This window comes from Caldimonas taiwanensis NBRC 104434 (assembly GCF_001592165.1).
Lineage (GTDB): Bacteria > Pseudomonadota > Gammaproteobacteria > Burkholderiales > Burkholderiaceae_C > Caldimonas > Caldimonas manganoxidans.
The window spans coordinates 1-25,351 of record NZ_BCWK01000018.1 but is presented as its reverse complement, the minus strand read 5'-3'; the positions used below and the strand labels follow the sequence as shown (position 1 = coordinate 25,351).

At 69.1% G+C, this 25,351-nt stretch carries 20 protein-coding genes; 19 read left to right on the top strand and 1 reads right to left on the bottom strand.

All coding sequences use genetic code 11. The features are described 5' to 3' along the window. Positions 1 to 27: 27 nt before the first annotated feature. Positions 28 to 510, bottom strand: coding sequence for a hypothetical protein (locus tag CTA01S_RS13240; protein ID WP_062196219.1), 483 nt, complete (start codon positions 508 to 510; stop codon positions 28 to 30). A 134-nt stretch (positions 511 to 644) separates the two neighbouring features. Here CTA01S_RS13240 and gspG point away from each other — a divergent pair, with 134 nt between their 5' ends. From gspG to pelG, 19 genes are all read left to right on the top strand, one after another. Beyond that, the gene (gene gspG / locus CTA01S_RS13235) at positions 645 to 1,100 is read left to right on the top strand and encodes a type II secretion system major pseudopilin GspG (RefSeq protein ID WP_062196217.1); all 456 of its coding nucleotides are present in this window, start codon (positions 645 to 647) and stop codon (positions 1,098 to 1,100) included. Between the two features lie 97 nt (positions 1,101 to 1,197). Continuing rightward, positions 1,198 to 1,656: a pilus assembly FimT family protein gene (locus CTA01S_RS13230; protein ID WP_062196215.1), complete on the top strand. Its 459-nt coding sequence runs from the start codon at positions 1,198 to 1,200 to the stop codon at positions 1,654 to 1,656. After that, positions 1,653 to 2,015, top strand: coding sequence for a type II secretion system minor pseudopilin GspI (gene gspI / locus CTA01S_RS13225; RefSeq protein WP_019561327.1), 363 nt, complete (start codon positions 1,653 to 1,655; stop codon positions 2,013 to 2,015). The genes CTA01S_RS13230 and gspI overlap by 4 nt, the downstream gene beginning before the upstream one ends. Before the next feature lie 2 nt (positions 2,016 to 2,017). After that, complete coding sequence (locus CTA01S_RS13220) at positions 2,018 to 2,629, top strand: PulJ/GspJ family protein (protein ID WP_062196213.1); 612 nt, start codon at positions 2,018 to 2,020, stop codon at positions 2,627 to 2,629. After that, the gene (gene gspK, locus CTA01S_RS13215) at positions 2,626 to 3,567 is read left to right on the top strand and encodes a type II secretion system minor pseudopilin GspK (protein WP_062196211.1); all 942 of its coding nucleotides are present in this window, start codon (positions 2,626 to 2,628) and stop codon (positions 3,565 to 3,567) included. Before CTA01S_RS13220 ends, gspK begins: the two co-directional genes overlap by 4 nt. A 109-nt stretch (positions 3,568 to 3,676) precedes the next feature. After that, the gene (gspL, locus tag CTA01S_RS13210; protein ID WP_062196209.1) at positions 3,677 to 4,930 is read left to right on the top strand and encodes a type II secretion system protein GspL; all 1,254 of its coding nucleotides are present in this window, start codon (positions 3,677 to 3,679) and stop codon (positions 4,928 to 4,930) included. Further along, the gene (locus CTA01S_RS13205) at positions 4,927 to 5,430 is read left to right on the top strand and encodes a type II secretion system protein M (protein WP_062196206.1); all 504 of its coding nucleotides are present in this window, start codon (positions 4,927 to 4,929) and stop codon (positions 5,428 to 5,430) included. The genes gspL and CTA01S_RS13205 overlap by 4 nt, the downstream gene beginning before the upstream one ends. After that, positions 5,427 to 6,377, top strand: coding sequence for a type II secretion system protein N (gene gspN, locus CTA01S_RS13200; RefSeq protein WP_198150879.1), 951 nt, complete (start codon positions 5,427 to 5,429; stop codon positions 6,375 to 6,377). The genes CTA01S_RS13205 and gspN overlap by 4 nt, the downstream gene beginning before the upstream one ends. Beyond that, positions 6,374 to 8,602, top strand: a complete 2,229-nt coding sequence (gene gspD, locus CTA01S_RS13195) for a type II secretion system secretin GspD (protein ID WP_062196204.1) — start codon at positions 6,374 to 6,376, stop codon at positions 8,600 to 8,602. Before gspN ends, gspD begins: the two co-directional genes overlap by 4 nt. Positions 8,603 to 8,618: 16 nt before the next feature. After that, positions 8,619 to 10,040, top strand: a complete 1,422-nt coding sequence (gspE, locus tag CTA01S_RS13190) for a type II secretion system ATPase GspE (protein WP_019561334.1) — start codon at positions 8,619 to 8,621, stop codon at positions 10,038 to 10,040. 4 nt (positions 10,041 to 10,044) lie between these two features. Further along, positions 10,045 to 11,259, top strand: coding sequence for a type II secretion system inner membrane protein GspF (gspF, locus tag CTA01S_RS13185; protein WP_062196201.1), 1,215 nt, complete (start codon positions 10,045 to 10,047; stop codon positions 11,257 to 11,259). Between the two features lie 296 nt (positions 11,260 to 11,555). Then, the gene (locus CTA01S_RS13180; protein ID WP_062196199.1) at positions 11,556 to 12,548 is read left to right on the top strand and encodes an AAA family ATPase; all 993 of its coding nucleotides are present in this window, start codon (positions 11,556 to 11,558) and stop codon (positions 12,546 to 12,548) included. A gap of 109 nt (positions 12,549 to 12,657) precedes the next feature. Further along, a complete protein-coding gene (locus CTA01S_RS13175) occupies positions 12,658 to 15,462 on the top strand; it encodes a bifunctional glycoside hydrolase/polysaccharide deacetylase family protein (RefSeq protein ID WP_232301062.1) in 2,805 nt (934 codons plus the stop codon). Further along, positions 15,447 to 19,148, top strand: a complete 3,702-nt coding sequence (locus CTA01S_RS13170) for a tetratricopeptide repeat protein (protein WP_062196195.1) — start codon at positions 15,447 to 15,449, stop codon at positions 19,146 to 19,148. Before CTA01S_RS13175 ends, CTA01S_RS13170 begins: the two co-directional genes overlap by 16 nt. Before the next feature lie 52 nt (positions 19,149 to 19,200). Beyond that, a complete protein-coding gene (locus CTA01S_RS13165; RefSeq protein WP_019561339.1) occupies positions 19,201 to 19,770 on the top strand; it encodes an LpoB-related protein in 570 nt (189 codons plus the stop codon). Then, entirely contained in the window at positions 19,770 to 21,188 is a 1,419-nt protein-coding gene (locus tag CTA01S_RS13160) for a hypothetical protein (RefSeq protein ID WP_019561340.1), read from the top strand. The genes CTA01S_RS13165 and CTA01S_RS13160 overlap by 1 nt, the downstream gene beginning before the upstream one ends. A gap of 6 nt (positions 21,189 to 21,194) precedes the next feature. Beyond that, the gene (locus tag CTA01S_RS13155) at positions 21,195 to 22,298 is read left to right on the top strand and encodes a tetratricopeptide repeat protein (protein WP_062196193.1); all 1,104 of its coding nucleotides are present in this window, start codon (positions 21,195 to 21,197) and stop codon (positions 22,296 to 22,298) included. Beyond that, positions 22,295 to 23,920: a GT4 family glycosyltransferase PelF gene (gene pelF / locus CTA01S_RS13150; RefSeq protein ID WP_062196191.1), complete on the top strand. Its 1,626-nt coding sequence runs from the start codon at positions 22,295 to 22,297 to the stop codon at positions 23,918 to 23,920. The genes CTA01S_RS13155 and pelF overlap by 4 nt, the downstream gene beginning before the upstream one ends. After that, a complete protein-coding gene (pelG, locus tag CTA01S_RS13145; RefSeq protein ID WP_062196189.1) occupies positions 23,920 to 25,290 on the top strand; it encodes an exopolysaccharide Pel transporter PelG in 1,371 nt (456 codons plus the stop codon). The genes pelF and pelG overlap by 1 nt, the downstream gene beginning before the upstream one ends. The last annotated feature ends 61 nt before the right edge of the window (positions 25,291 to 25,351 follow it).

Below are 25,351 nucleotides of genomic sequence, written 5' to 3'. Positions count from 1 at the left end.
GGGCGAGCGACGCAGCCGGGGCCGGGCTCAGGACGTGCGGCCCTCGGGACGTGCCACCGGCAAGGTGCCGGTTTGAGGCGCCGGCAGCGCAGGCAGCTCCAGCGTGAGCGTGGCGGGCCCCTCGCGGGGTCCGAGGGATGCGCTGCGGTGGCTCAGGCCGAGCAACACGAGGTCGCCATCGACGACGCTGCCCAGCGCATAGGCGCGAGGGGTCTTGCCGTCCACCGCGATGAGCGCCGCGCCTGGCGCGGGGCTGCCGGGCGCAGGCGCCATCACGCCGACGAGTTTGAAGCGGCTGCTTTGTGCGCTGGGCGCCGGAGCCGCCGGGCCGGCTGGCTGGGGGCCACCGCCCAACAAGCGCAGCACGGAGACGGCGCTGCCGGACGAAGCCACCACCGTGCCGGCATGCGGCGGCACTGGCAGCGGTGCGCTGCCCAGGCGCAAGGCCCAGAACACCATGCTGGCGGCGGCCAAGGCCCAGATGACGAAGGCACCGAGTTGGGCGATCATGGTCCCATTATGATGGATGGCCGTCGGCAGTGGCGAGGTGGGCTCTCACCTGCGCGGCTCGGCGCTGGCGCTATGCTGCGCGCAGACGGCGGCCTGCTGCCGCTGCTTCGGTGGACCCTGAACCCGCGAAACCCATGACTTCGACCTCGACCTCTTGGCGGCCGCGCGCCGCCCGTCCCTGCCACCACGGCGGCTTCACGCTGATCGAGCTGATGGTGGTGCTGGTGGTGATCGGCATCCTGGCCGCGCTGATCGTGCCCAATGTGCTGGACCGCGCCGACGACGCCCGGGTGACGGCCGCGCGCACCGACGTGAACAATCTGATGCAGGCGCTCAAGCTGTATCGCCTGGACAATCAACGCTATCCCACGGCCGAGCAAGGCTTGCAGGCGCTGGTGGCCAAGCCGACCACGGCGCCGATTCCGCCGAATTGGCGGCCCTACCTCGACAAGCTGCCCAATGACCCCTGGGGACGCCCCTACCAATATCTGAACCCCGGTGTGCGCGGCGAGATCGACGTGTTCAGTTTCGGCGCCGACGGCCAGGCCGGCGGAGACGGCCTGAACGCGGACATCGGGTCTTGGCAGTGACCGCCCCGGGCCCGGTGGCGCCTGCGGTGTGCGTGCCATGGCCTCGTTCGGCCCCCTCGGCGCGGCCGGATCCGCCAGGTCGGTGCGAGGGTTGGCGATGATGCGGGCGGCTCCCAGGTGCGGCGGCCGTGCCCTCGGTTGGGCGCGCCGGCGCGGCTTCACTCTGCTGGAACTGCTGATCGTGGTGAGCCTGATGGCCGTGGTGGTGGGCACCCTCAGCCTGGCGGTGCGCGATCCGCAGGCCACCGCGCTGGAACGCGAGGCCGAGCGCTTGGCCGCGCTGCTGGAATCGGCCCGGGTCGAGTCACGGGCTTCGGGCGTGGGGGTGCGCTGGGTCCCGACCGAACAGGGTTTTCGCTTCGTCGGCCTGCCCGATGGCCTGGCGCTGCCCACGCACTGGTTGCATGAGGGGGTGCGTGCCGAGGTCTATGGGGCCGGTGGACTGACGCTCGGTCCGGACCCGCTGATCGGGGCGCAGCGCGTGACGCTGTTTTTGGAGGACCGGCGTCTGACCGTGGCCACCGATGGTCTGCAAGCCTTTGCGATCGTGCCATGAAGCCTGGGACACGAGGATTCACGCTGATCGAGGTGCTGGTGGCGCTGGCGGTGGTGGCGCTGGCCTTGTCCGCCGGCTTCAAAGCCGCCGGTGCGCTCAGCAGCAACGCGCAGCGTCTGAGCGACAACATGGCCGCGCAGTGGTGCGCGGAGAATCAGCTCGCCGGCCTGGTGCTGGCGCGGCAGTTCCCCTCGGTGGGGGACGCCAGCTTCGCCTGCGAGCAAGCCGGCCGGGCGTATGTGGGGCTGTTGCAGATCCGACCCACGCCCAACCCCAATTTCCGGCGCGTCGATGCCCGCGTCAGCACCCCCGAGGGGCTGCCGCTGGTGAGCCTGTCGACCATCCTGCCCCGGTACTGAAGATGCGGCCACGCCGAGGCTTCACACTCATCGAGGTGCTGGTCACCGTCAGCATCTTGGCCATCGTGGCGGCCATGGGTTGGCGCGGGGTGGACGGCATCGTGCGCACCAAGGACATCGCCGAGGCCCGGCTGGATCAGATGCTGCGGCTGAACACCGTGCTGGCGCAATGGGAAGCCGATTTGGCCGCGCTGCATGACACGCGGGTGGTGCCGGCCCTCAGCTTCGACGGCCGCGCCGCGCGGCTGACGCGACGCAGCGAGCAAGGCGTGCAGATGGTGGTGTGGAGCCTGCGCGCTCAGCAATGGCATCGCTGGAGCAGCGCGCCGGTGACGCGCAGCGCCGAATTGCAAGAGGCCTGGATGCGCTCGTTGCAGTTGCTGGACGGCGACGTGGGGGATCTGGCCGCCTTGCCCGGCGTGGCGCAGTGGCAACTTTATTTTTGGCGCAACAACGCCTGGACGAATCCCCAGTCCACGGGCGACCCGTCGGCCAACGACCCGCGCAGCCAAGCCCTGCCCCAGGGCGTGCGCCTGGTGCTGACGCTGACGCCGCAGTCGGGACTGTCCGGCGAGGTCACGCGCGATATCGTGTTGCGATTGAGGGCCGAATGAGAACCGCAGCCCGCCGCCGCCCCCGTGGAGCCGCGTTGCTGACGGCCATGATCATCGTGACCGTGGTGGCCACCTTGGCCAGCGGCATGCTGTGGCGGCAGTGGCGCTCGGTGCAGATCGAAGCGGCCGAGCGCAGCCGTGCGCAGGCGTCGTGGATCCTCACCGGCGCGCTGGACTGGGCCCGGCTGATCCTGCGCGAAGACCGGCGCTCCGGCTCGGTCGATCACCTGTCCGAGCCCTGGGCCACGCCGCTGGCCGAAGCACGTCTGTCCACCTTTCTGGCCGTCCAGCCCGGCGACGCGGAGGCCGCGCCGGATGCCTTTCTGGCCGGACGCATGAGCGACTTGCAAGGCCGCTTCAATCTCACCAATCTCGCGCAAGCCGCCGATGCCGCGCAGCCCCACCGGCAAGCGCTGCAGCGCTTGTGCGAGCTGGTCCATGTGGACCCGAGCACGGCCGATCGGCTCGCCGCCGGCTTTGCCGCGCCGGCCACCGGGCAAGACGCCGCCGCCGATCGCCCCCTCATGCCACCCACCCCGCAGTTGCTGGGCTGGCTCGGCTTGGATGCCGCCACGGTGCAGGCGCTGGCCCCTTATGTGGCCGTGCTGCCTCGGCCCACGCCGGTCAATCTGAACACCGCCTCGCGCGAGGTGCTGGCTGCGGTGCTCGGCGTGGACCTGGCCAGTGCCGACCGGCTGGTGCAGCATCGCCAGCGCTCACCGTTTCGCAGCCTGGCCGAAGCCGCCCCATTGTTGCCCCCGGGGACGAATTTGTCGGACCAGCAAGTCGGCGTCAGTTCGGACTTCTTCGAGGTGCTGGGGCAGTTGCGCATCGATCAGCGCGCCGTGCAGGAGCGCTCGCTGGTGGAGCGACGGGGGCTGCAGGTGGTGTCGCTGTGGCGCGAACGCAGCGCCCTGGTGCTTGACCAGGGGCGCTGAAGCCCCCGGTCGGGCCGGCTGGCGATGTCCCCCCGGGGACATGGCCGCGACATTTCTTCACACCAGGGGTGAAGGGATGCGCATAATGTGTTGATTTGAAACGCCTTCCATGAGTGTGCTCGTCATCTCGCTGGCCCCCAGGCCGCGCCTGAGTGCGCACAGCGACTCCGCCGCAGAGTCGGCCGCCGCATTGCGCGCGCCGAGCGAGTACGACTATGTGTGGAGCCGCGACGGCCTGACGCCCCACCGGCACGGCCGTTGTGCGCCCGCCCTGCTGCCCCGGGCCGACAGCGTCGCAGCCGTGGTGGCCGCCGAAGATGTGTCTTGGCACCGCGTGACCTTGCCCAAAGCCCCGCAGGCGCGCCTGCGGGCCGCGTTGGTCGGGGTGCTGGAGGAGATGTTGCTCGAGGAGGCCGAGGACACCCATTTGGCAGTGGCTCCGGCCGCGCGGGCCGGGGAAGACACCTGGGTGATCGCGACCCACCGGGCCTGGTTGGTCGCGCAGCTGGCCGCGCTGGAGGCCGCTGGCGTCGTCGTCGATCGGGTCGTCCCGCCGGCCGAGCCCGGCGAGCCCAGCCGCGCGTATTTCTACCTCGACGATTCCGGCGAGGACGAACGTCTGCGGATGGTGTGGGCCCGCCCCGACGGGGTGCTGTCCCTGCAGCCGACGGGCACCTGGCTGCGCCAATGCCTCAGCGAGCTGCAATCGGGGGACTGGGGCGTGTCCTGGGCCGCCGAACCGGCGGCCGTGGCCGCTGCCGAGGCCATGCTGGGACAGCCCGTGGACGTGTGGCCGCGCCCCGAGGCAGCGCTGCAGGCGGCTCAATCGGCCTGGAACCTGCGCCAGTTCGAGCTGAGCAGTCGGCCGCGCGGTGTGCGCGCACTGCGCAAAGCCTGGAGCACCCTGCTTGGGCCGACGTGGCGTCCCGTGCGGCTGGGCCTGGCCGTGCTGCTGGGCGTGCAGCTCGTGGGGCTGAATGCCTGGGCCTGGAAACAGCGACAGGAGCTGCAAGCCTTGCGGGCCGAACAAGTGGCCTTGCTGCAGGCCACGTTTCCGCACGTGCGCGCGGTGCTCGACGCGCCCGTGCAGATGCAACGTGAAATCGAGCTGCTGCGTGCCCGTGCCGGCCGCCCGGGGGAGACCGATCTGGAGCCGATGCTGCAAGCGGTGGCCCGGGCCTGGCCGCCAGGCCGGGTGCTCGAAGGGCTGAGATTCGAGCCCGGGCAACTCACCCTGGCGGTGGGCGACTGGCCCGACGAGGCCATCGCCGAGCTGGCCCGGCAGCTCGCCCCCGAGGGCTGGGCCGTGGAGCGCAACGGCTCTCAAGTCACCGTGCGACGCTCCATGGGAGGGCGCTCATGACGCTGGAGGAACTGCGTCAGCACTGGCAGCAACGGCTGCGTTCGCGCTGGAGCGCGCTGGACGAGCGTGAACGCCGCCTCATCCGCGCCGCCGCCACGATGGTGCTGCTTGCGCTGCTGTGGGCCGTGGGGCTGCAACCGGCGCTGCGCACCTTGCGCGACACCCCGGCGCGGCTGGCCGATGTCAGCACCCAATTGCAACACATGCAGCGCCTGGCCCAAGAGGCCCGCAGCCTGCGTGAAGCGCCCACGGTGGCCATGGCGCAGGCCACGCGGGCCCTGCAGGCCGCCGCCGAGCGGCTGGGCCCATCAGCCCGCTTGAATCTGCAGGGGCCGCAGGCCACCTTGGTCGTGCAAGGCGTGCCCGGCGACCTGCTGTGGACCTGGCTGGGCGAGGCCCGCAATGCGGCGCGGGCCCGTCCGGTGGATGTGCAGCTCACCCGCAGCGGCAATGGCTACAACGGCACCATCGTGCTGGTGCTCGGTGGAGACGCGCCATGAGCTGGCTGGCCACCCGCCTGGGCCGCTGGCGCGCCGGCCGCCGTCGGACCGATGCACGGGATTCGCACTTTGCGGTCTCGCAGTTCGGACCGTCCCGCTTCGGCGCTTCGCGCTTCCCCGTGTCGCGCTTGGACTCGGCCGCCAGCGCCGCCGCCCGGGCCCGCCAAGCCCGTTTGCGCCGTTGGAGCTGGGCCGGCGCCCTCACCGGTGCGCTGCTGGCCGTGCTGTTGTACGCCCCGGCCACGTGGCTGGCCTCGGCCGTGGCAGCCGCCAGCGGCGAACGCGTGCTGCTGGCGCAGGCCCGGGGCACGGTCTGGAATGGCGATGCGGTGCTGGTGCTGTCTGGCGGCCCGGGCAGCCGCGACGCCACGGCCCTGCCCGGGCGCCTGCACTGGAGGCTGCGGCCCGCCGGTCTGGGCGTCAGCGTGCGGCTGAGCCAGGCCTGTTGTCTCCATGGCGAGGTGGGACTGCGTGTGCGCGCCGGTTGGTCGCGCCTGTCGGTGCAACTGCAAGCCCCGCCGGACTGGGCGGCTCAATGGCCCAGCGCCTTGCTGGGCGGCCTGGGCACGCCCTGGAACACGTTGCAGCTCGGCGGCGTGCTGCGGCTGTCCAGCCCGGGCCTGACGCTGGAAAGCGCCGCCGGCCGATGGCTGGTGCAAGGCCGCGCCGACCTGGACATCCTCGACGCGTCCTCGCCCCTGGTCACGCTCAGTCAGCTGGGAAGCTATCGCTTGAGCCTGTTCAGCAACGAGCAGGGCCAGGTGCAAATCGTGCTGTCCACCCGGGAAGGCGCGCTGCAGCTCAGTGGCGATGGCCTTTGGGGGCCCAGCGGCGTACGCTTCCGAGGCGAGGCCCGCGCCAGCGAAGGCTTCCAGGACGCGCTGGACAATCTTCTGAACATCATCGGGCGGCGTGATGGCGCGCGCTCGGTCATCTCGATCGGATGAGCATGGAACGCATTCTTTCGGCTCGACGTGGCCTGCAAGCCCTGCGAGCGGCCCTGGCCGCCGGCCTGCTGTGCCTGTGCACCCCTGTGGCGGTCTGGGCGCAGGCGCCAGCCGGCGACGCCAGCGGCCAAGTCACGCTGAATTTCGTCAATGCCGAGATCGACGGCGTGGCCCGCGCGATGGGCCTGATCCTGCGCCGCCAGTTCGTCATCGACCCGCGCGTCAAAGGGCAAATGACGCTGTACAGCGAGCAGCCCATGAGCCGTGCGGAGGCCTACATGAGCTTCCTGGCCGCGCTGCGCGGCCTGGGCTTTGCGGTGGTCGAGGTCGAGGGCCTGTACAAGATCGTGCCCGAAGCCGACGCCAAGCTGCAAACCGGCGTGGTGTCCGCCGGGCCGGGCGTGGCCGCACGCGGAGACACCATCCTCACCCAGATCTTCCGCATCCAACACGAAAACGCGAACAACCTCGTCACCATCCTGCGCCCGTTGATCAGCCCCAACAACACGATCAACGTCAACCCGGGCAACAACTCGCTGGTGATCACCGACTATGCCGACAACCTGCGGCGGCTGTCGCGCATCATCGCCGCGCTGGACCTGCCCAATGCCACCGATGTGGAAGTGATCCCGCTGCAACACGCGGTGGCGGCCGACGTGGCCGTGCTGGTGCAGCGCCTGGTCGATCAGCAAAGCACCGCCACGGCCGCCAGCAACGCCCCGGCCGCCGCCGCCCCAGGCGCCGCGCAAGCCGTGGCCGGCGGCAGCACCTCGGCCGGCGTGGTGCTGGCCGATTCACGCACCAATGCCTTGCTGGTGCGCGCCACCAACCCGGCCCGTTTGGCGCTGATCCGCTCGATCGTGGCCAAGCTCGACGTGCCCGGTGCTGCCGGCGCCGGCGGCAGCAACATCCACGTGGTCTATCTGAAGAACGCCGACGCGGTGCGGCTGGCCCAGGTGCTGCGCGCTGCCTTCCCCAGCGACGGGCGCGGCGGCAGCGCCAGCAGCAGTGGCAGCGGCACGCTCACCGGCGCGCCGGCCAGCGCCACCGGCGCCACGCTGGGCAGCGCCGCCGGCAGCAGCCTCGGCTCGACCCAGGCCACGGCCCCGGTGGCCGCCACGGCGCAGCCGTCCACCGGCGGCTTCATCCAGGCCGACCCGGCCACCAACTCGCTGATCATCACCGCCCCCGACCCGCTGTACCGCCAGTTGCGCGCGGTGATCGACCAACTCGACTCGCGACGCGCCCAGGTCTATGTCGAGACGATGATCGTCGAGGTCAATGCCACCAAGGCCGCCGACGTGGGTTTCCAGTGGCAAGGGCTGTTGGGCAAAGACGGCGACAAATGGGGGCTGATCGGCGGCACCAACTTCGGCAGCGGCGGCAACAACATCATCCAGCTGTCCTTGGCCGCGGCCACCGGCGGGCAAAGCGGCTCGCTGCCTTCGGCCGGCCTGAACGTGGGCATCGTGCGCAATTTCCTGGGCACCTACTCGCTGGCTGCGCTGGCGCGCTTCCTGGAGCAAAACGTGGACGGCAACATCCTGTCCACGCCCAATCTCGTGACGCTGGACAACGAGGAGGCCAAGATCACCATCGGCCAGAACGTGCCCTTCGTCACGGGCCAGTACGCCAACACCGGCAGCAGCGGCACGGTCAACCCGTTCCAAACCATCGAACGCAAGGACGTGGGCATCACCCTGCGCGTCAAGCCGCAAATCGGCGAAAACGGCACGGTGCGCCTGACGATCTATCAAGAAGTCTCCAGCGTGGTCAACCAAAACGTCTCGCAAGGCGTGGCCGATGCCACCGCGGGACTGGTCACCAACAAGCGCTCGATCGAATCGAGCGTGGTGGTCGATGACGGCCAGATCATCGTGCTGGGCGGGCTGATGCAAGACCAATTCACCGACAACCGCGACAAGGTGCCGGTGCTCGGTGACGTGCCGGTGCTTGGCGGACTGTTCCGCAGCGAGAACCGCTCGCGCGTGAAAACCAATCTGATGGTGTTTCTGCGTCCGGTGGTGATGCGCGATCAGGACGCCTCCAACCGCCTGTCTTGGGACCGCTACGACCACATGCGCGCTCAGCAGCTGGCCTCCCAGCCGGTGCCACGGGTGCTGCTGCCGGTCAACGAAGCCCCGGTGCTGCCTGCGCGCGAGCTGCCGCCACCGGCCGATGCCGCCACACCCCCAGTGCCGGCCCCTGCAGCGCCCCCGAACTGAAGAGGCCCGCGTCGCGATGGCTGCCCGATACCCTTTGCCTTACGCCTTCGCCAAGGCCCACCACTTGCTGCTGGAAGACGATGGCCAACAGCTGACCTTGTGGGCCGACGCCCAGGCCGCCGCCCCGGCACTGTCCGAAGTGCTGCGCCATTTCCGGGTGGACCGCCTCGAACACGAGCCCCAGGCCAGCCTGGCCCCGCGCATCGCCGCGGCCTATGCCGGCGGCGAGTCCAGTGCCGCAGCGGTGGTGGGCGAGGTCGAAAGCGCCGTGGACCTGTCGCGCATGATGCAAGACCTGCCTGCGGTGGAGGATCTGCTGGAGGCCGCCAATGATGCGCCCATCATCCGCATGCTCAACGCCTTGCTCACCCAGGCGGCCAAGGACGGAGCCAGCGACATCCACATCGAGCCCTACGAGCGCAGCTCCTCGGTGCGCTTCCGTGTGGACGGCACCTTGCGCGAAGTGGTGCAGCCCAACAAGGCCCTGCATGCGGCGCTGATTTCCCGGCTGAAGATCATGGCCGAGCTCGACATCGCCGAAAAGCGTCTGCCGCAAGACGGGCGCATCTCGCTGCGCATTGGCGGCCGCGGGGTGGATGTGCGCGTCTCCACCCTGCCCTCGGCCCATGGCGAGCGGGCCGTGCTGCGCCTGCTGGACAAGGGCGACACCCGCTTCACACTGGAGAGCCTGGGCATGGGCGGCGACACCCTGGCGCGGTTTTCTCGGTTGATCGACCAGCCTCACGGCATCGTGCTGGTCACCGGCCCCACGGGCAGCGGCAAAACCACCACACTGTATGCCGCCCTGGGCCGCATCGACACCAGCACCAGCAATGTGCTGACGGTGGAAGACCCGATCGAATACGAACTGCCCGGCATCGGGCAGACCCAAGTCAACCCCAAGATCGACCTGACCTTCGCCAAGGCGCTACGCGCCATCTTGCGGCAAGACCCGGACGTGATCATGATCGGGGAAATCCGCGACTTCGAAACCGCGCAAATCGCCATCCAAGCCTCGCTGACCGGCCATTTGGTGCTGGCCACGCTGCACACCAACGACGCGCCTTCGGCCGTCACCCGGCTGATCGACATGGGCATCGAGCCCTTCTTGCTCAGCTCCAGCCTGTTGGGGGTGCTGGCCCAGCGCCTGGTGCGCAAGCTGTGCCCGCACTGCAAGCGCCAGGACGAATCCGGCCGTTGGCATCCGGTGGGCTGCAAGGAATGCGGCATGAGCGGCTACAAAGGCCGCACCGGCGTCTACGAACTGATGGTGGCCGACGACAAGATCCGTGCGCTCATCCACGGCCGCGCCGCCGAATCGCAGATCTTCGTGGCCGCCGAGCAAGGCGGCATGCGCACCATGCGCGAAGACGGCGAGCGCCTCGTGCAAGCAGGCATCACCTCGCTGGAAGAGGTGCTGCGCGTGACGCGGGATTGAGCCCATGCCGGCCTACCGCTTCGAAGCCCTCGATGCCGCCGGGCGCACCAGCACCGGCCTGATCGAAGCCGACAATGCCAAGGCGGCGCGTGCGCAACTGCGCGCGCAAAAGCTCGTGCCGCTGTCGGTCAGCCCCATCGGGGCCGTCGCCGACACGCCCGGTGCGGTGCGTCTGCGTGGACGGGTGTTCAGCACCACGGCCCTGACCATCTGGACCCGCCAGCTGGCCGGGCTGGTCGGCTCGGGGCTGCCGCTGGAGCGGGCCCTGACCGCACTGGCCGACGAGGCCGAGGACCCGCGCCAGCGCGAACTGGTGGCGCATCTGCGCAGCGAGGTCAATGCCGGCTCGTCCTTTGCCAAAGCCCTGGGCACGGCCCCACGCGAGTTCGACGAGATCTACCGGGCCGTGGTGGCCGCAGGCGAGCAAAGCGGCGGGCTGGGTCAGGTGCTCGAAAAGCTGGCCGACGACCTGGAGGAGCGCCAAGCCCTCAAGGCCCGACTCGTCGGTGCGGCGCTGTACCCGGCCATCGTTTCGCTGGTGGCCGTGGTCATCGTGGTCTTTCTGGTCACCTATGTGGTGCCCCAAGTGGCCTCGGTGTTCACCGGCAGCAAACGCGCCCTGCCCTGGTTGACGGTGGCCATGTTGGGCCTCAGCGACTTCGTGCGCCAGTGGGGCTGGCTGGCCGCGCTGGGCCTCACCGGCGCTGGCGTGCTGCTGGCCTATGCCTTGCGCCATGACGGCTTCCGTGAAAGTTTCGATGCGGCCTGGCTGCGCCTGCCCCTGCTGGGACGGCTTTCGCGCGGGTACAACGCCGCTCGCTTTGCCGGCACTCTGGCCATGCTGGCCGGCGCGGGGGTGCCCATCCTGAAGGCCTTGCAAGCCGCAGCCGAGACGCTGAGCAATCGCGCACTGCGTGCCGATGCGCTGGACGCCCTGGTGCAGGTGCGCGAAGGAGCGCCCCTGGCCGCGGCACTGGCCAGCAAGAAACGCTTTCCCGGCTTGCTGGCGATGTTCATCCGCCTGGGCGAGCAAACCGGCACCTTGCCCACGATGTTGGCGCGGGCCTCGACCCAACTGGGCCAGGAGGTGCAACGCCGAGCCCTGCAACTGGCCACCGTGCTGGAGCCTGTGCTCATCGTGGGCATGGGCGTGATCGTCATGCTCATCGTGCTGGCGGTGCTGCTGCCCATCATCCAGCTCAACACCTGGGTGAAGTAGACCCCGGCAAGCCGCGCAGCCCCCCCCCCGGGCCCACCGCAGCCCCGGGGCGCAGGGACGGGGCTCAAGCAGGGGAACAGGCGGGCCGCGGGAAGGCTCTCATGCGTCGATGCGCACGGCAGGTTGCGCAAAGCCCCCGAAGACCACTGGCTTTTGGTATGTGCGAATCTTCACGTGATGCGGCCCGGGCCGGGCTTCGGCCATCAACAGGCGGGGGTTTCCCCGTTTAATCGGGACATGCATCCCGCTAGGCTTTGCTGCAATGACCCCACCGGCCGCAGCAGTGGAGGTTGTCGATGAGCTCGCATGATCTGGTTCCCGTGAAAGACACCACCATTCCGATCGCGCACATGCGCAGCGTCTACCGCCTCAGCGACGTGGAGCGCCGGCTGGACAAGCTGCCGCAAAAAGAACATGAGCATTTGCGCGCCACGTATGAGCGCATGATCGAACGCGGCCCCGAGCGCTTCCAAGTCAAGCCCTCGGGCCTGCCGGCGATGGCTCCGCTGTACGACGAGTTGCCCAATTTCACCGAAGTGCTCGACGACGTGAAGCGCCAACTCGCCCTGTGCGAGGACAGCCGCGACGCGCTGGAGATCACGCCGATGCTGCTGTTGGGCCCGCCCGGGGTGGGCAAGACACACTTTGCCCGGCGGCTGGCGCAGCTGCTGGGCACGGGCATGGGGTTCGTTGCGATGAGCTCCCTGACCGCCGGCTGGGTGCTCTCGGGCGCCTCATCGCAATGGAAGGGCGCGCGTGCTGGCAAGGTCTTCGAGACCTTGGTGGAAGGTCAGTATGCCAACCCGGTCATCGTGGTCGATGAAATCGACAAAGCCTCGGCCGATTCGACCTACGATCCGCTGGGCTCGCTGTACAGCCTGCTCGAACACGACACGGCCGGCAGCTTCACCGATGAGTTCGCCGAAGTCCCCATCGACGCCAGCCAAGTGATCTGGGTGGCCACGGCCAATGACGAGCGCGCCATCCCGGAGCCGATCCTGAACCGGATGAACGTCTACACCGTGCCCGCGCCGGACCGCGAGGCCGCGCGCAAGATCGCGCTGCGCTTGTATGCCTCCATCCGCGCCGAGCACGATTGGGGCGCGCGCTTCGAGCCCGAACCGCAGGAAGCCGTGCTGGACCGCTTGGCCGAGTTGGCCCCGCGCGAGATGCGCCGCGCCTGGATGACGGCCTTTGGCAACGCCAAGCTCGAGCGGCGCAGCCGCATCGAGGTGCGCGACCTGCCCGATCTGGGCACACGTCGCAGCCCGATCGGGTTCGTGCACTGACCGGTGGTGCGAGGCCGCGCGGCCCCAACCCGTAAGCCCAAGTCAGCCGACCGGCTTTGGCGCGCCGCCACGGCGCGCTGCCAGGGGCTGAACGACAATGCGCCCCGTGATGCATCGACGCGACTTTCTGCGGCAATGGCCCGCATGGGCCGCCGGATGGAGCGCCTGGCCGCTGATCCAAGCCCAAACAACCAGCCCCACCCCCAGTTCCATGATCGTCGGCGACGGCGACGATCCGGCCGTTGCCTTCTTTTATGGCCCGCAGCCGCCGCTGGATGCCTTGCGCTTGTACGACTGGGTCGTGCTCGAACCCGAGCACGCGCTGGCCGCGCGTGCCGACGTGGCCTCCTGGCTGGCGCCGCACAGCTTGGCCTTTGCCTATGTGTCTGTGGGCGAGGTCCACCCTCAGCGCCCCTATGCTGCGGCCCTGCCCTCGGCCTGGGTGCGCCAACGCAATGAAGCCTGGGGCTCCTGGGTGATCGACCAGAGCGCGCCGGGCTGGCCAGCCTTCTTCCTGGACCGGGTGATTGCGCCGCTGTGGAACGCTGGCTTTCGAGCCTTCTTCCTCGACACGCTCGACGCCTACCTGCTGTTCGCCACGGACGAGGCCAGCCGCGGCGCCCAAGCCCAAGCCCTGCGCGAGACCCTGCGCGCCATGGTGCGGCGCTGGCCGCAGGTGCGGCTGATGCTCAATCGTGGGTTCGAGCTCATCGACGAGGAGCTGACCCCGCACGTGGTGGCCGTGGCCGCCGAATCCCTGTATCGGCGCTACGATGCCGCCAGCAACACCTATGTCGAGGTGCCCGAGGCCGATCGGCGCTGGCTGTTGCAGCGTTGGGCCGAACTCAAGCGCCGGGGCCTGCCCGGCATCGCCATCGACTACGTGCCCCTCGGCCAGCGCGACCTGGCCCGGCAGACGGCGCAACGCATCGCCGCCCATGGATTGATCCCCTGGGTGGCCGATCCGGCGCTGGAGACGCTCGGGGTGGGCGCCATCGAAGCCGTGCCGCGCGAGGTGCTGCTGCTGCACGATCCGGTCGACCCCCACCATCTGGAGCTCCGACAGCGTTCGGCCCATTTGTACGGCGCCTTGCCCTTGGAAGCCTTGGGCCTGGTGCCACGCTACCTCGCGGTCGATGCGCCGGCCCCGGTCGGCCCCCTGGCGGGCCGTTACGCCGGCGTGGTGCTCTACCTGGACAATGTGGCCCATGCCGACGCTGCCGTGCCGCTGTTGGACCGTGCCCGGTCGGAGGGCGTGCCGGTCGTGCTGCTGGGCCAAGTGCCCGCGGCCCTGCTGAGCCGCTGGGGCGCCACGCTGACCTCGGGCCGGCTGCAAGCGCCGGTGCAGGTGCGGCGCGCCCCGGACGTTCCAGCCGCCGAAGCCTTGCCCCGCGTGTTGCCCGAGGCTTCCGTGTTGCTGCGCGCAAACGCCCAGGCGCAAGTGTGGCTGTGGGCCGAGGACGACCAGGGGCGCCGCATGGACGGTGCGGCCATCACGCCTTGGGGCGGCTACGCCTTGCCAGGCTTTGCGCTGTACAACCTGCCCGGGGGGCTGGGCCACCGTTGGTGCGTGGAGCCGATCGAGTTCCTGCGCCGCGCCTTGCGGCGGGGACTCGACCCCATGCCCGATGTCACCACCTGCGTGGGCCGCCGCGCCTTTTTCGTGCATTTCGACGGCGACGGCTGGCTCAATCGCTGCAACCTGCCTGGCACGCCCACGGCCGGCGAGTACCTGGTGCGCGAGTATTTGATGCGCTACCGGATCCCCATCACCGCCTCGTTCATCGTGGGGGAACTCAGCGAGCAAGGGGTGTTTCCCGAGCAGGCTGCGCTGGCCCAGGAATGGGCGCGCCAAGCCCTGGCGCTGCCCCATGTGCAAGCCGCCAGCCACACCTGGTCGCATCCGTTTCACTGGGGCGAAGCCTCGGGCAAGGCCGATGCCTCCTACGAGTTGCACTACGGTGTCCACCTGAAGCTGCCCGGCTACGTTTTCGACATGCGCACCGAAATCGTCGGGGCCAAGGATTGGATCGCCGATCGCCTCTGCCCCCCCGGCAAACCGGTGGAGATGTTGTTGTGGTCGGGGGATTGCAACCCGCCCCCCTCGGCATTGGCACTGGCGCGGCAAGCCGGCCTGGGCACGCTCAACGGCGGCGGTGGCACCATGAGCCGCCTGCGCCCCAGCCTGACCGCGCTGTGGCCCATGGGCCTGCCCAAAAAAGCCGAGTACCAGGTCTACGCCCCCGCATCCAATGAGATGGATTACACGAACAACTGGCAGCCCCCGTATACCGGCTACGAACACGTGGTCGATACCTTCACGATGACGGATGGGCCCTACCGACTCAAGCCAGTGAACATTTACTTTCATCCATATCTCGTGACCCAGCCGGCCGGCGCCAAGGCGCTGCATGCGGCATTTGCCTGGGCGCTGGACCAAGCCCTGCATCCGATCACCGCGCGTCAGTATCACGACACCGTGCATGCGTGGCGGGCGGCGGCCGTCGGACGGCGGCTGGACGGCAGCTGGCGCTTGAGCAGCCCTGCGCCGCTGCGGCAATGGCGACAGCCCCGCGCCGCCCAGCCGCCTTCGGTGAGTCGCAGCCGACAGGTGGCCGGCTGGCAGGACCATGGCCCGCTGCGCTATGTGCACCTCACGGCCGACCGGGCCGAGCTGCGCAGCGGCGCTGCGGCCGCTCGCATCGTCGATGCGAACGCCGCGATCGTGGCGTTTCGACAACGGCCCGACGGCGGCTGGCAGGCCCGGCTACAAGGCCATGTGCCGGTGGAATTGCGCGTGGAATTGCCCGCCGGTTGGCGAGTGCTCACCTCTGCGCGCCTGCGGCGAGAGGGCCCGTTGGCCGTGATGCAAAGCGCCAGTTCTTGGCTCGAGGTGCAATGCCTGCCGGGTTGAACACGCCAGCCTCCACCGCCGAGGCTCCGCCCCGGGCCCCACTGCTGAGTGTGTCGCCCGACGACCCTCGCCGTAGCCGACTGCTACCGCGAGGCGCCTTGCTGGGCGTCGGCGGCGTGTGCCTGGCCGTCTTGGCCATCGTCTTTCCCGGCGAGGGCCTGATGCGCTTGGTCGAACGCTCGGCCAATCATGCCTTGGCCATCGACTACCTGCACAACCTCTTGCGTTTGCACCCGGGCGATGCACGGCTGCTGCGGCTGCTGGCCGAGCGCTATCTGGCCATCGGCGAGGTGCAGCGCGCCTGGGACGTGTTGCAAACCGTGGAGGACGCCTCGGCCCAGGCCCTGCGCGAGCGCGTGGCGCTGCAATCCTGGCGCGCCGCCCGCTCCGAAGGCCGTCTCGAAGAGGCCGAGCGCTGGCGGGGCTGGCTGCTGGGACACCTCGCCCAGCGCCGCCCCACCTCGGCAGAGGCCTGGATCGACACGCTGGAACGGCTGCACGAACTCGAGGCCCTGGAGGCCGAAAGCCCTTGGTTGAAGCAAGCCGGCACCTGGGGACGCCGTGCGCCCTCGCAAGCCCAGGCCTTGGCGCGCCGCTTGCTCGGGCTGGCGCGCCCACGGGCAGCGGCCGAGCTGCTCACCGAAGCCGCGCGAGCCAGCACGGCGGCGGCCCAACCGGCCCTGTGGCGCGCCGCCGTCCAGGCTTGGCTGAGCGCCAACGAACCCCTGCGGGCCTGGCACACCGCCCAGGCCTTGGCCGCGCGCACACCGGTGCCACAGGCCGACGCCTGGCTGCTGGCCCGCTTGGCCTTGATGACCGATCAGCCGCAAACCGCCGCGCGCTGGCTGCGCCTGGCCCTGCGGCTGCACGAACCCGAGAGGCTGGGCGCAGCCCCGACCCTCGATGAAGCCACCCTGGAAGAAGCCTGGGCGATCTTCGTCAGTGCAGGGGACCATGCCGCTGCTTTGGCCATCAGCGATCGAGCGCGCCGTCTCGCGCCCCACAGCACCGTGTGGGCCGAACGGCACGCCCGCGTGCTCGAATGGAGCGGCCGCCCCCAAGAGGCCTTGGCCTTGTGGGTGCAGCTGATGCGCGGCCCTGTCGCCCGTCTGGCGCAGCAAAGGGTGCGCGCCCTGGCTCCCGGCCTGTTCGATTGGAACGCTTTGATCGGCTACTGGCGCACGCGCGCGGCCACATCGACCTTGTCGGCCGAAGAGTGGCGCAGCTACATCGACTTGCTGCGCCAGCAAGGCCTGAGCGAGCAAGCCGTCGAAGTGGCACGACAGGCCGCGGCCCAGCACCCCGCGCTGGATCGCGTCTTGGCCGCCTTGCTGTGGAACGAAGGACACATCGACGACGCCCTGGCCGCATACCGGCGCGCCGCACGCGGCGGCTGGCTCGACACCGAAGCCCGCCTGGAAGCCGCCAGCGCCATGCTGATCGCCTTGCGCCTGGAAGAAGCCGCCGGCCTGCTCGCCCCCGATCCCCCGGCACCCACCCCTGCCGCGCTGCGCGAGAGCTATCTGGAATTGCGCGCCGATCTGGCCTGGGAACTGGGCCGACACCAAGACGCCCGGCGCGACTACGAACGCTTGTACCGTGAAGCCCAAAGCAACGATGCCGAGATGAGTGACTATCGGGCCCAGCGTCTGCTGACCTTGACGCGACGCCTGGACGGCGCTGCAGCCGCCCTGCGCTTGGCCCCGGCATTGTGGCTGCGCGGTGCCTCCGAAGGTTTGGCCGAGCTGTGGCTCGATGTCATTGCCGAGCAGCCCAGCGTGCACACCTTGCGTCAATGGGAACAGGCCATGGCCGAGACCGCCGTAGGGGCCTTGGTCCGACAGCGACCGAGCCTGCTGCAGCGCCAAGCCGCGGTGTGGCGGTTGTTGGGCCGCAGCGAGCGCGCCGAGCCCTTGCTGCGACGCGCCCACGCGCTGGCACCGCAAGACGTCTCCATCCTGACCGACTGGGTGAGTTGGCTGGTCGATCAGCGCCGCTGGGACGATTTGCGGCACACCTTGTCCGAGCATGCCCAGCGGCTCGAACGCGACCCCGAAGGGCGCCTGGTATTGACCGAAGCCGTGCGCGCGCTCGACCACCCGGCCTGGGCGCTGCGGCTGATGCGCGCGCAGCGGGAGCAACGCCAGCACGACCCGCTGTGGCTGGCCGCCTATGCCGAGGTGCTCGAAGAACTCGGCCAGGAGGCTCAGGCCCGACACGCGCGTGAGCGCGCCTGGGCCTTGTTGCGAGCGCCTCGCTCCGGCACCGACGCGCCGGCCGATGCGGCCCAGGCCGCGCGCGCTTTGCAAGCGCAGTTGTTGCAACTGCGCCTGGCCACCGGGCGCATGCCCCCAGAGCAAGTACAAGCGCTGCTGGCCGGGCTGCGCGAGCGCCTGCGCCTGGGGGACCTCGACGCGGACAGCCAAACGCAAGTCGACGCCAACCTGGTGCACGCCTTGTTGGCGATGGAGCTCGACTCCTGGGCCGATTGGTGGTTGGCCCGCCGCACCCTGAGCGGGGCCCTCGGCGCGGGCTTGCGCGTGCTGCGCGCCCTCGCGCACCGCGACGTCCAGGGCGTGCGCGACCATCTGGACCCCGGCCGCGCCGCCCTCAGCCCGGTGGACCAGGCCGAAGCCGCCTGGGCGATCGGCCAGCGCGGCAGCGCCCTGGCCGCGCTGGGCGCACAACTGGAAGCCGCCGCCGCGCGCGACGACGATCCGCAGCGCCTGCGCAGCATCGCCACCCTCACGGCCGAGCGGCAACGCGAGCAAGCGCATCAACTGCGCCTGGAGCAAACACAGGACACGCTGGCCGGCTTGTCGATACAACGCACCCAAGTGCAAGCCGACCTGGCCTGGGGCGAACGCTGGACCCTGCAAGCGCACCTGGGCCAAGAGCAGCTGAGGCGCCGCACAGACTCCCTGCTGGCGCCCCTGCCCTCGGACCTTCGGATGGGGGGACTGAGCGCCACTTGGCATGATGAACGCTGGTCGCTGGGGGCTTGGTGGCGCACCCACGGACTGGGTGCGCGCCGCAACACCTGGGGGCTCGACACCGGCTACCAGCTCACCGACCATCAGCGCCTGCAGCTGCATGTCGCACTGGATGCGCCTGTCTTGGACACCGAGCTGCTGCGCGTGGCAGCCCGCCGTCACCAGCTACAAGCCCAGTGGGAAGGCTCGCATGGGCGTTTGTATGCCAGCACCCAGCTCAGCCTGGCGCGCTACCACACCGACGCCGGCGGCCGGCTCGGTCAGGCCAGCCAATGGCGCGCCGAGGCCGGATACTGGCTGCGCCGCACCGAACCGGTTCTGGCCGTGCGAGGGTATGCTGCGGTGCGGCGCGAACGGACCGACGACACCCCCCGCCCCGAGCTGGGCCGCTGGCTGGCCTCGGGCGACACCGGGCTGTCCGGCGCGCAAGTGATGCCCGGCTCGCAAGACGAAGTCGGACTGAGCGTGCGCTGGGGACAAGCCGACGGTCTGGCCTCGCGCCGCTGGTGGCCGCAGTTGGAACTGGGCCTGGCGCACTCCCGCCGCAACGGCTTGGTGCCCAGCGCATCCCTCGGCTGGCGCGGCCCTTTGCTGGGCGGTGATGAGTGGCAGTTGAGCGTGCAGCACAGTCAGTCCGACACCGGCCCCAGCCGATCCGTGCAATGGCAATACCGACATTGGTTCGATCGATGACCCCCTTCAAGCTGACCCACCCGACCAAGCACATGCCCAAGGAGCCTCGCCCATGAACGATTCGATGACCACGCGCCGCTGGTGGAGCGTCTGCTGGACGATCCTGCTGAGCCTGAGCCTGGGCGCCTGCGCGGTGCAAGCCCTGCCGCCGCGCGCCTTCACGATCGCAGCGCAAGACACGCTGGCCGTCTTGCCCTTGCACAATGCCACCGAGGCGGCTTACGCCGACCGACGCGCCCAGGCCATCTTGCTGTCCCTGCTGCAACAGCGCGGCCTGAAAACCACGCTCTATCCCCAAGCCCCCACCGACAACCCGCTGCAGGCCAGTGTGCCGCCCAGCACGTCCGAAGCCCTGCAGTGGGCGCGGCGCGAAGGCGCCACCTGGGCCCTCACCGGCACGGTCACCGAATGGCGCTACAAAAGCGGCGTGGACGGTGAGCCCGCCGTCGGTCTGACCCTGCAACTGATCGACCTGCGCAGCGGCGAGGTCGTCTGGTCGGCCACCGGTGCACGCACCGGTTGGGGTTATCAAGCCTTGGCCGCCGTGGGACAAGCGCAAATCGAAGAGCTGTTGCGAGGCGTGCAAGTGCGCGCTGCCGGAACCAGCGAGGGCCCGCGCTGATGCTGTCCAAACGGGCCCGTAGCCGACTGCGCCGCCGTCGCTCCTGGCTGAGCCGGGTGTGGCGCCCGCGCGCGACCACCGCCGCCTGGTGGGCCTGGACCGAAAGCGCTTTGCTGCCGGTGATTGCGCTGGGGGTGGCCTGGCGCTTGAACCCGTCCGATCCGCTGGCGCTGCATGCCGCCTTTCCGTGGGTGTGGTTCGGCGCCTGGCTGGCGGCCGTGCGCTACGGGGCGGGCTATGGACTGGCCGGCGCGGCGCTGTATGCCATCGTGTGGTGGTGGCAACACGGCGCGCCCGTGGCCGGTGTGGCACTGTTCGGGCCCAGCGGGGGGCACTTTCCCGGCGAATTTTTTCTCGGCGGCACCTTGATGACGCTCGTGCTCGGCGAATTCGGCTCCGCGTATCGGCGCAGCGAACGCCTGCACCAAGAAACCGCCCGGGACTTGAGCGTGCGCCTGGAGCGCACCAAGCGCCGGCTGTTCATCGTCAAAGAAGCCTTGGCCACGCTGGAACAAGAACTGGTGGACCGCCCCTTGACGCTGCGAGATGCCTTGCTGGACTTTCGGCAACTGTGCGCGCAGTGGCAGCGCACCCACCCCGAGGCCGACGACGCCGAACGCATCCGTCTGCCGCAAGCCGTCGGGTTCTTGCAGTTGCTCAGCCAATCGTGCCGGGTCGTGGAGTCCGCGATCTTCGTGCGCGATCCCGCGCAACCGAGCGGTTGGCATCAGGCCGCGGTGCTCGGCCACGAGCTGCCCGAGCTCGACGACACCCATCCCCTGATCGCCACCGTGCTGGACAATGGCCATGCGGCCCACATCGCCCAGGAAGCCCTGGGCGATGTGGACACCAGCGACTGGGTGTATGCCGCGGTCTTGCGCAGCGACGAACAAGGCCAAGTGCAAGCCCTGCTGGTGGCCCACACCATGCCCTTCATGGCCTTCGAGCACACCAATCTGCAGCGCCTGCAAGTGCTGGTCGATGCCTATCGCGACTTCGTCGAACGGGAACAAGGCGTCGGTGAGCAGCGAGAAACCTGGCCCGAGGCCCCCATCGAGTTGCAACAAGAATGGACGGCGCTGGTCCGCCTGAGCCGCCGCGCTCGGCTGCACAGCCATGCCGTGCTGTGGGCCTTGCCCAAAGACCTGCCAGCCGACGCGCGTGCCCGCATGGAGCAGGCCCAACCGGTGGAAAGCGAAAGCTGGCAATTGACCGGCCCCACGGGCCGCGTGGCCTGGGTGACCGTGCTGCCGCTCAGCAGTGCAGCCACCCTCGACGCGTATTTGCGACAAGCCCGCGAGGTCTTGCAAACCGCGCTGGCCGGCGAGTTCGAACCGTCGATCTACGACATCCAGGCCGCGCACAGCTTCGCGCAGCTGCGCGATGAGGTGCGACGCCATTTGCACACCACCGCTTGAGCCGCCATGGACACGACCAGCCTGAGCAAGTTGGCCAGTGGCGCAGTGGCGCTGGAAGCTGGCGCTTTGGCCCTGCTGTGGAGCCCCGATCCGGCGATGTACTGGGCCTTCTGGGCCGGCCACGCCGCAGCGGCCGCACCCACCGCCTTGCTGGGCTGGAAGCTCCTGCCGCCCCCTTTGCAACGGCCCAAGCGCTGGTCGCTGGCCCTGTCCTACACCGTGGCCTTGATGATGCCCGTGTTGGGGGTGGTGGGCGTGGTGCTGGCCGCTTGGCTGGCCCATGCGCTGCCAGCGCGCGTGCGCCGGCGCGACCATCTGCGCGAGGCGCCCACACTGGAGGTCTTTGCCATCAGCCTGGACATCGAACAACGCCCCGACGAATTGCCCGCTGGACAAGTCGCCCGCATGGCACGCGATCCGGGCCGCGCGCGCGCGCAACGCATCCGGGCCGTGCTGGCGTTGCGCGAGATGGCCCCGCGCGTGGCCGTGCCCACCCTGCGTGCGCTGCTGGCCGACCCCGACGAAGAAATCCGCTTGCTGGCCTACAGCATCGTCGAGGTCTGGGAGCGCGAGCTCACCGCCAAGCTGCAAGCCGCCCTGCGCGAGCTGCAGGCCTTGCGCGCGCAAGGCGCCCACGGCCCGGTGCTGTCGCGCGCAGCCCAGCAAGTGGCCGAGCTACAGCTCGAGTTCGTCTACCAAGGCTTGGCCCAAGGCGATTTGCGCGACTTCACGATGGATCAAGCCCGCACCTACTGCCGCATCGCCTTGGAAGCCACCCCCGAGGAGCCCAGCCTGTTGATGATGCACTTGCGCCTGAGTCTGGCCCAAGGGGCGCACGGCGAAGCGCGCGACATGCTGCTGCGGCTGCGCGCCACCGATGCCAGCCCAACGATGTGGCGTCCCTATGCAGCCGAGCTGGCGTGGCAGGAACGACGCTACCAAGACGTGCGCGAGGTGCTGCGCCCGATGCACGCCGACCAAGTCGCCCCGCGCCTGCGCCCGGTGGTGCGTGTGTGGGCGCGCCCGCAGCGCGGCGAGCCACGCGTCTCGCGGCCCGCGCCCTTGAGCGATGCGCGCCCGCTGAGTGACATCACCGAGGCCCTGGTATGAGTCGCCCCCCACTGGACCGTGTGCCTGCCCCTGGCCAACGCATCGACGTGATGCTGCTGCTGGAAGGCACCTACCCCTATGTGTCCGGCGGCGTCTCCAGCTGGGTGCATCAAATCGTCAGCGGCTTTGCCGACCTGCGCTTTCACATCGTGTTCATCGGGTCGCGCCCCGAAGACTACGGCGCACCGCGCTACCAAATGCCGTCCAACGTGGTCGGCTTGACGCACCACTACCTGTTTGCCGAGTCGGCCTTGCCTGCGCCCAGAGAATGGCGTGGCCAGCGCCGCACGGCCGAGGTGGTCGAACGCTTGCACGAGGAGTTGCGCCGCAAGCAAGACGCCCATGCCCGGGCCGAACTGCTGGCGCGCAGCCTCAAGCTCATGCGCGAGGACATGACCCTGTCGTATCTGTTGCACTCGCATGAGGCCTGGCGGTACCTCACCGAGCAGTATCAGTTGCGTTGCACCGACCCGTCCTTCGTCGACTACTTTTGGACGGTGCGCACCATGCACACCCCGCTGTGGACCCTGGCCGATTTGGCCGAGCAACTGCCGCCGGCGCAGGTGTATCACACGGTCTCGACCGGCTATGCCGGCTATTTGGGCGCGGTGCTGGCACGCCGCCACGACCGGCCGCTGGTGCTGTCCGAGCATGGCATCTACACCAAAGAGCGCCGCATCGACCTGTTCTCGGCACAGTGGATCAGCGACAACTTGCCGGTGCTCGAACGCAGCGCGGGACAAACCGGCTATTTCCGTGAGCTGTGGATTCGCATGTTCGAGTCGCTGGGACAGATGTGCTACGACGCCGCCGACCCGGTCATCGCCCTGTACGAGGCCAATCGCCAGCGACAGATCGCCGACGGTGCCGACCCTCGCACCACCTGCAACATCGCCAATGGCATCAACATCACCCCATTGGCCGCCACCCGCGCGCAGCGCCCCGACCCCCCACCGCCAGTGATGTGCCTGATCGGGCGTGTCGTGCCCATCAAGGACGTCAAAACCTTCATTCGTGCCGTGCGCGTGGCCAGCAATCGCGTGCCCGGGCTGCAAGGCTGGATCGCCGGCCCCGAAGACGAAAACCCCGACTACGCCCGCGAATGTCACGAGCTGGTGCGCAGCTTGGAGCTGGAAGACAAGGTGCGCTTCCTCGGCTTTCAAAAGCTGGTGGAATTGATGCCGCGCATCGGGCTGGTGGTGTTGTCTTCGATCAGCGAAGCGCTGCCCTTGGTGCTGTTGGAAGGCTTTGCGGCCGGCGTGCCCGCGGTCACCACCGATGTCGGTTCATGCCGGCAATTGATCGAGGGCCTGGGGCCCGAGGACCAAGCCCTGGGGGCTGCCGGCCAAGTCGTCGGGATCGCCGATGCGCAAGCGCTGGGCATGGCCTGCGCACGACTGCTCGGCGACCCCGGCGCCTACCGCAGCGCCCAAGCCGCCGGCATCGCCCGGGTCGAGCGCTACTACACCCAACCGCTCATGTTCGACAAGTACCGCCTGGTCTATGAAGATGCGCTGGCGCGCAGCCGCCAGCGAGCGCAAGGGCAGGCCGACGAGGTCGGCCGAGTCGCGGCCATCCTGCGTGGCGAAGCCCCCTGGCCAGACGCTGGAGGAACCCACTGATGGCTGGCATCGGCTTCGAGCTGCGCAAACTGCTGCGCACCGAGTCCTACCTCGGGCTGCTGCGGGCCTATACCTACGCCTCCATCATCAGCTCCGGGCCGTGGGTGTTTTCCATCGTCGGCCTCATCGCCATCGGCGTGTTGTCGCTGGGCACGGTCTACCCCGATGTGCTGATCGTGCAATTCCAGGTGACGGTGACGCACCTCATCATGGGCTCGCTCATCTTCACCGGCGGCCTGCAACTGGCATTCACCCGCTGGGTGGCCGACCGATTGTTCGAAAAACGCCCCCAGGTGGTGGTGCCCAACTTCCTGGGGGTGACCTTGGTGACCACCGCCCTCAGCGGCACGCTGGCCTGGGTCGTGGCCTGGTTCGGTTTTCGCGAGGCCAGCCATCTGTACCGTGTGCTGCTGGTGTGCGGCTTTGCGCTGCTCAACAACATCTGGGTGGCCACGGTCTTGCTGTCGGGCTTGAAGCAGTATCGGGCGATCCTGTGGTTGTACGGTGGCGGATACGGCTTGTCGGTGGGCTTGGCATGGGCCTTGCGCCCCCTGGGCATGGAAGGCCTGTTCGCCGGCTTCCTGGGCGGGCAGTTCGCGCTGTGGTTCGGCATGGTGGCCCTCATCCTGCGCAACTTCCCGCTGCGCGAACCGATCTCGCTGGCCTGCTTCGGCCGACGCCAGATGTACCCCGAGCTGCTGTGGGCCGGGTTGTTCTACAACCTGGGTGTCTGGATCGACAAGCTGGTGTTTTGGTGGTCGGAGGCGACCTCGCAGCACATCATCGGCTGGATGCGCGCCTCGGTGATCTACGACTTGCCGGTGTTCCTCGCCTACTTGTGCGTGATCCCTGGCATGGGCATCTTCCTGGTCAAATTCGAAACCGACTTCGTGGAGTGGTACGACAAGTTCTACAACGCCGTGCGCGAAGGCGGCTCGCTGTACGACATCGCGCACTACCACGACCGCATGCAAGAAACCGTGCGCGAAGGCTTGTACCAGATCATGAAGGTGCAGACGATCACCTTGCTGGCCGTCTACACCTTCGTCCCGTCGCTGTTCGACTGGATCGGCATCAGCGATCTGTACATTCCGCTGTTCCTCGTGCAAGCAGCAGCCGCCAGCTTCCAGGTCATGCTGCTGGCCGTGCTGAACGTGCTGTACTACCTCGACCGGCGGCGCGAAGTGGTGGCCATCACGTTGAGCCTGGTCGTGCTCAACCTCGTGCTGTCTCGCTGGTCGATCGAGCTGGGGGCCGAGTTCTTCGGCTACGGCCTGGCCCTGGCCCTGCTGGGTGCGCTGCTGCTGGGCCTGACCCTGGTGCAGCGGCTGTTCCGAAAACTGGAATACCAGACCTTCATGCTGCAGTGAGGCCGGCGCCGCGTCGTGCGCGTCAAACCGCGACTCAGGACTCCAGCGGCAGCCCGACGTA